The organism is Corynebacterium sp., assembly GCF_012837295.1.
GTDB lineage: Bacteria > Actinomycetota > Actinomycetes > Mycobacteriales > Mycobacteriaceae > Corynebacterium.
Genome location: NZ_DURI01000176.1, coordinates 1 through 4419, shown reverse-complemented (window position 1 = coordinate 4419; position 4419 = coordinate 1). Strand labels below are relative to the sequence as shown.

The 4419-nt window shown below is 70.2% G+C and carries 6 protein-coding genes and 1 tRNA gene; 3 read left to right on the top strand and 4 right to left on the bottom strand.

What is annotated here, in order from left to right; translation table 11 throughout:
- Positions 1–100: 100 nt before the first annotated feature.
- From GX015_RS06085 to GX015_RS06070, 4 genes are all read right to left on the bottom strand, one after another.
- Positions 101–589 carry a universal stress protein gene (locus GX015_RS06085; protein ID WP_046651038.1) on the bottom strand — a complete coding sequence of 163 codons (489 nt, stop codon included), beginning with the start codon at positions 587–589 and terminating at the stop codon, positions 101–103.
- 165 nt (positions 590–754) lie between these two features.
- Entirely contained in the window at positions 755–1393 is a 639-nt protein-coding gene (locus tag GX015_RS06080; RefSeq protein WP_291343596.1) for a trans-aconitate 2-methyltransferase, read from the bottom strand.
- A 62-nt stretch (positions 1394–1455) separates the two neighbouring features.
- Complete coding sequence (locus GX015_RS06075) at positions 1456–1953, bottom strand: GyrI-like domain-containing protein (RefSeq protein WP_291343594.1); 498 nt, start codon at positions 1951–1953, stop codon at positions 1456–1458.
- Between the two features lie 132 nt (positions 1954–2085).
- A tRNA-Gly gene (locus GX015_RS06070) sits at positions 2086–2159 on the bottom strand.
- Positions 2160–2309: 150 nt separating this feature from the next.
- On the opposite strand from GX015_RS06070, the gene dcd reads away from it, so the two are divergent.
- From dcd to GX015_RS06055, 3 genes are all read left to right on the top strand, one after another.
- Positions 2310–2882, top strand: a complete 573-nt coding sequence (gene dcd / locus GX015_RS06065) for a dCTP deaminase (protein WP_046651041.1) — start codon at positions 2310–2312, stop codon at positions 2880–2882.
- Between the two features lie 108 nt (positions 2883–2990).
- Positions 2991–3827, top strand: a complete 837-nt coding sequence (locus GX015_RS06060) for an ATP-binding cassette domain-containing protein (protein WP_046651042.1) — start codon at positions 2991–2993, stop codon at positions 3825–3827.
- The coding region (locus tag GX015_RS06055; protein WP_291343592.1) for an ABC transporter permease at positions 3824–4419 on the top strand (596 nt) is incomplete at its 3' end. The genes GX015_RS06060 and GX015_RS06055, both read left to right, overlap by 4 nt.

Genomic DNA, 4419 nt, shown 5'->3' with positions numbered 1-4419 from the left:
GGAAGTTCCGGTTCGCCCCAGGTGGGGGAGCCTTCGTTGCCCGTTCGTTACCGGCCCGGGGGCTTTGCGACGGGCCGGCGTCCCCGTCATTCCGCGTGCGTCACTTCGGCGGCGGGACGATGAGCACAGGGCGGCCGGCGTTCTTCAGCACCGCGTCGGCGGTCGACGACGACAGCAACCCCCGCAGCCCGGAGTTGCCGCGGGTGCCGGAGACGATGACGCCGGCGTCGAGGTCGCGGGCGGCGTCGACGATGGCCGACCAGATGGTCGTCTCCGATTCGACCAGGTAGGGCTCGGCGGTGAAGCCCACCGATGCCGCGACCTCGACGCCTTCGCGGCAGATGCGCTGGGCTTCCTCGTGCGCCGGGTCGCCGTCGTCGACGGTGGAGTCCCAGTCGGGCTGCATCATCCCGGAGGCGCCGGCGGTGCGGGCGGCCTGCCGCTGCAGCGGTTCCCAGGCGGTGAGGATGTACGCCGTGCGCACCGACAGCAGTGCGCCGGCCCATTCGATGGCGCGCTTGGCTTCGTCGGAGCCGTCGTAGGCGATGAGCATGGAATCGCCGCGGGCGGCGTCGTGAGCGTCGGACATCGGGTTTCTCCTGTCTGCTGACGTTTCACCACCAGACTAACCCCGGCCGCGTCCCCTCATGACGAGATCGCGATCGCGGCCCCGAATCGTGATCTCGTCGCGCGCGTTGGGCGGTCGGCGCGGGGCCGTGATCGGGCGGGGGTTGGGTCGCGATCGAACCGCGCGCTACTTCTTCGGCGCTGTGGCCACCACGAGCGCATCGATGGAGCCTTCGCCGCGGTCGACGGCTTCGGCGACCTCGATGGTCCAGGTATCCGGGAGCTTGGCGACGACGTCGGCCGCATGGAAGAGGACGTCCGGGTCGTTGGGGCCGTTTCCTTCGTTGTCGCGGTCGTGGCCGACGACGACGAGGGTGCCGCCCGGTGCGGTGATCTCCACCAGGTGCTCCCACGTCGCGGCCATCTTCTCCGTGGGCAGGTGGAGGTACGCGGCGACGACGAGGTCGAAGGTCTCCTCCGGGCGCCACTCGGAGACGTCGGCCTGCACGGTGGTCAGCGTGGGGACATGGGTGGCGCCCGTGTTCGTGGCCTCGCCCGTGGCGGCCTCGGCGATGGCGTCGGGCACGTGGGCGGCGGCCTGGGCGGCCTCGCGGGTGTGGCGCAGCGCGACCTCGGAGAAGTCGACGGCGGTGACGTCCCAGCCGCGGCCGAGCAGCCATGCGGTGTTGCGGCCCTGGCCGCAGCCGACATCGGCGGCCGAGCCGGGCGTCAGCTCGGAGGCGTGGCGCTCCAGGAGAGTGTTCGGGCCCGCACCGAAGTGCTGCGGGTTATCGGCGAATCGTTGGTCCCATCCATGGTTGTCCATGGTCGCGACCATACCCAAAGGGGTATCGACCCTGGTCTGCCCGGGTGTCAGTCGTCCCGTGCCTATTCGACCCGGGTGTTGAGCCCCGTGCGCATGTCCGCCGGATCGGCGTCCGGCGTCGGCTCGGTGAGGTAGACCTCCCAACACGGCATCGCCGGGGTGTGGCCGGCCGCGACGAGCGCGTCGGTCAGTTCCCGCCACGCCTGGCCGAGCCCGTCGTAACCGCCTTCGTACAGGGCGGACGCGACCCGCCCCGCCGGCAATTCGGAGGGCTCGATCTCGATGGCGGAGCCGTCGGAAAGCGGGGCCGGGACCGTCCCCGGCAGCGGCGCGTCCAGGGGCACGCCGACTTCGATGTCGCAGCGGGACCAGTCGTCGGAAAAGCGCGGGTACAGGGCGAATGCGGCGCCGGCGGGGGAGATGCCCGCCGCGCCGAGGGCGGGGAACAGCACGGAAAACGCCTTGTCGAACAGGCCGGACAGGTCGTCCATGGCGATGTCGGAGGCGCGAACGACGGCGGTGGGCACGGCGCGGGATTCGTCGACGGTGAACTCGGGCATGATGAGGGCTCCTTCGGGAGGCGGCAGTTCGGCGGCTCGGCGGCGAGGGGCGGGAACCGCCGGATGTGCCCGCGAGGATACGCAAAAACCCTCCACCCGAACGTGCAGGTGGAGGGTCTTTCGATGAAGCGTTGGAGCCGATGACGGGAATCGAACCCGCGCCGCCTGCTTGGGAAGCAGGAGTTCTACCATTGAACTACATCGGCATGGAGCGGATCAGCATCGGAAAGATGGATCTCTCTTCCGCCCATAATGTAGCACCGCCGCGGGGCGCGTCCGCAAAAGCCCGGGATAGCGCGCGGCTGCTTTGCGACGACCCGCGTTTTTCCCGTCCGCCGTGCCGGTAGGGTGGTGGCGTGCTGCTTTCCGACCGAGACATCCGCGCCGCCCTCTCCGCCGACGATGACGCCCGCCTGGGCATCGAGCCGTTGGACGAGGAGATGATCCAGCCGTCGTCGATCGACGTCCGCCTGGACCAGTTCTTCCGCGTGTTCAACAACTCGCGGTACACGCACATCGACCCGAAGCTGCCGCAGGAGGAGCTGACCACCCTGCGCGAGGTGCCGTGGGACGAGGCGTTCGTGCTGCACCCGGGCGAGTTCGTGCTGGCGTCGACGCTGGAGAAGTTCACCATCCCGCCGCACCTGGCCGGCCGCCTGGAGGGCAAGTCCTCGCTGGGCCGCCTGGGCCTGCTGACGCACTCCACCGCCGGGTTCATCGACCCCGGTTTCACCGGCCACATCACCCTGGAGCTGTCGAACGTGGCCAACCTGCCCATTTCGCTGTGGCCGGGCATGAAGGTCGGGCAGCTGGCGCTGTTCCGCATGACCTCCCCGGCGGAGGTGCCGTACGGGTCCGGCGCGCTGGGCTCCAAGTACCAGGGCCAGCGGGGCCCGACGCCGTCGAAGGCGTACCTGAACTTCCGTTAGCCCTCGTTGGCGTGCGAGGTGACGGTTCGGCCACGACTGCCGACCGTGACCCCGGCCGTCGTAGGTGATCGGCGGTAACCGACGCCGTTTAGCGCTACCGTGGGCCGTATGGCCACCGAAACAGCCGCGCCCGCCATCCGGTTCGAGGGCGTCACCAAGTCCTACGGGGACGGCCCGCCCGCCGTCGACGACGTCGACCTGGACATCCGCGGCAACGCGGTGACCGTCCTGGTCGGCTCGTCCGGCTGCGGCAAAACGACGCTGCTGCGCATGATCAACCGCATGGTCGAGCCGACGTCGGGCCGGGTGCTCATCGGCGGCGAGGACGTCGCCGACCGCGACCCCGTTCAGCTGCGCCGCGGCATCGGCTACGTGATGCAGAACGGCGGTCTGCTGCCGCACCGCACCGTCGCCGACAACGTCGCCACGGTCCCGCGCCTCAACGGGGTGTCGAAGAAGGACGCCCGTGCCCGCGCGATGGAGCTCATCGAGCTCGTCGGCCTCGACGCCTCCGTGGCGGACCGGTATCCGTCGCAGTTGTCGGGCGGTCAGCAGCAGCGCGTCGGCGTCGCCCGCGCCCTGGCCGCCGATTCGGGGATCCTGCTCATGGACGAGCCCTTCGCCGCCGTCGACCCGATCGTGCGCCGCGAGTTGCAGGCCGAGGTCACGCGCCTGCAGGCGGAGCTGGAGTGCACCATCGTCTTCGTCACCCACGACATTTCCGAGGCCCTGCACCTGGGCGACGAGGTGGTGTTGCTGGCCAAGGGCGGCCGCATCGCCCAGCAGTGCCCTCCGTGGGAGCTGATCGAGAAGCCCGCCGACGATTTCGTCCGCGACTTCATCGACGCCGACTCCCGCCGACTGCGCATCGACGGCGACCGGGTGCTCGACGCCCGCGGCCGCGTCGCCGGCGTACTCGGCGATTACCCGGAGCCGTCGCGATGATCCGCTGGTCCTGGTTCGCCGAGAACTCCGCGCAGATCCTCGATCTGACGTGGGCCCACGTGTGGCTGTCGGTGCCGCCGATCATCGCGGCGGTGCTCGTCTCGGTGCCGCTGGGCTTCGTGGCGTCGCGTCGCAAAGCAGTCCGGGGAACGATCGTCGGCGGCGCAGGCCTGCTTTATGCCATCCCGTCGCTGGCATTGTTCGTGATGTTGCCGCTGGTCCTGGGCACGTCCGTCCTGTCCCCGCTCAACGTGCAGGTCGCGCTGGCGGCGTATGGCGTGGCGTTGATGACGCGCACCGCCGCCGACGCCTTCGGCTCCGTCCCCGCCGCAGCCAGCGACGCCGCGAAGTCGATGGGCTACCCCGCGTGGCGGCGCATCCTCGGCGTCGAACTGCCGCTGGCCGGGCCGGTGCTGCTCGCCGGTGCGCGCGTGGTGTCGGCGTCGACGGTGTCGCTGGTCAGCGTCGGATCGCTGGTCGGCGTGCACGGGCTGGGGTACTTCTTCACGGACGGGTTCAACCGTAGCTTTCCGACGGAGATCCTCGCCGGCGTCATCGGCACCGCCGTCGTCGCCCTGTTCTTCGACCTGGT

What these genes read in the sequence shown, in the direction of transcription:
- GX015_RS06075 (WP_291343594.1), bottom strand. Translation starts at nt 1,953, where the DNA reads ATGCCCGAGTTCACCGTCGACGAATCCCGCGCCGTGCCCACCGCCGTC.
- GX015_RS06080 (WP_291343596.1), bottom strand. Translation starts at nt 1,393, where the DNA reads ATGGACAACCATGGATGGGACCAACGATTCGCCGATAACCCGCAGCAC.
- GX015_RS06060 (WP_046651042.1), top strand. Translation starts at nt 2,991, where the DNA reads ATGGCCACCGAAACAGCCGCGCCCGCCATCCGGTTCGAGGGCGTCACC.
- GX015_RS06085 (WP_046651038.1), bottom strand. Translation starts at nt 589, where the DNA reads ATGTCCGACGCTCACGACGCCGCCCGCGGCGATTCCATGCTCATCGCC.